Below are 1,167 nucleotides of genomic sequence, written 5' to 3'. Positions count from 1 at the left end.
GGAGCTTGTCTTATGAGAATTCCCGGCTCCTGAGGCAAAAGGGAGCCACAACCCGGCACCGCAGCTGCGGTGCCGGGTTGTGGCGGAGGCGGCGCCGTGCGGAGCTTGGTCTTGCAGGACCGCGGTCGAGTTTGGCGAGCCTCCGTCTTTTCTTACGACCTGAACGGATACGTGGGCTCCGGGCCCGAACGACAAGCAAAGGTAGAAAGAAGAGATGGCCAAGGATACCATCGGGATCGACGTGTCGAAAGACCGCCTGGATGCGTTTTGGCATTCCCAAGACGCAGCACTCAGCCTGCCCAACACGGTTGAGGGTTTCGCCCAGCTATGCACATGGCTGGGTAAGAATAAGGGGGTGTTGGTCGTTTTCGAGGCGACCGGCGCATATCATCGTGGGCTTGAACGATACCTCAGCTTGGCGGGGCAGCCTTTCATCAAGGTCAATCCGAAGCAAGCGCGGCGCTTTGCTCAGGCTATCGGCCGTCTGGCCAAGACCGACAGCGTTGATGCCAGGATGTTGGCACGAATGGGCGTGGTCCTTGATCTGGCCCCACAAGGCATTGAAGGCGAAGATGTTCATGATCTCAGAGAGTTGCTGACAGCTAGGCGGGCCATGGTCAAAGATCAGATCACCGCAAAGACGCGTCTCGCCACAGCGAGCAACCCGCTTGTGAAGGACCAACTTTGCCGCCGGATCGATGACATCGACACGGACATCAAAGCCCTGGATCAAGTGATTGCGCAGATCGCTCAGCAGCGTGGCACCCTTGATGAGCGCATCAGACGCCTCATGACCATTCCCGGGATCGGCAGATTGACCGCGACCACGTTGGTGATCGACATGCCAGAGCTTGGACATCTCGACAGCAAAAAGATCGCCGCTCTGGCTGGGCTTGCGCCTATGACGCAACAGTCAGGCAAGTGGCAAGGCAAAGAGCGGATTATTGGTGGTAGGGCATTACTTCGACGGGCAATTTACATGCCTGCGTTGGTTGCCATTCGCTTCAATCATGATTTCCGTGACAAATATCAGCAGTTCGTAAATGCAGGGAAAGCAAAGAAGGTGGCTATCACCGCCGTCATGCGGCGCATCATCGTTCTGGCAAACACGTTGTTGCGTGAAGGACGCGATTGGCAACCTGTTCGCCCTTGACCAAGACGGATACT

General features: G+C 56.9%; 1 protein-coding gene. It reads left to right on the top strand.

Features of this window, described 5'->3' with window-relative positions; translation table 11 throughout:
* Window positions 1-214 precede the first annotated feature (214 nt).
* On the top strand, window positions 215-1,153 hold the full coding sequence (locus tag SCA01S_RS21540) for an IS110 family transposase (RefSeq protein WP_062788864.1): 939 nt from the start codon (window positions 215-217) through the stop codon (window positions 1,151-1,153).
* Window positions 1,154-1,167: the final 14 nt, after the last annotated feature.

The organism is Novosphingobium capsulatum NBRC 12533 (assembly GCF_001598375.1).
Lineage (GTDB): Bacteria > Pseudomonadota > Alphaproteobacteria > Sphingomonadales > Sphingomonadaceae > Novosphingobium > Novosphingobium capsulatum.
The sequence above is the reverse complement of the archived record's forward strand: the minus strand, read 5'-3'. Positions and strand labels throughout refer to the sequence as shown.

Excerpts from the sequence above, each read along its gene's own strand:
- SCA01S_RS21540 (WP_062788864.1), top strand. The coding sequence starts at position 215 with ATGGCCAAGGATACCATCGGGATCGACGTGTCGAAAGACCGCCTGGAT.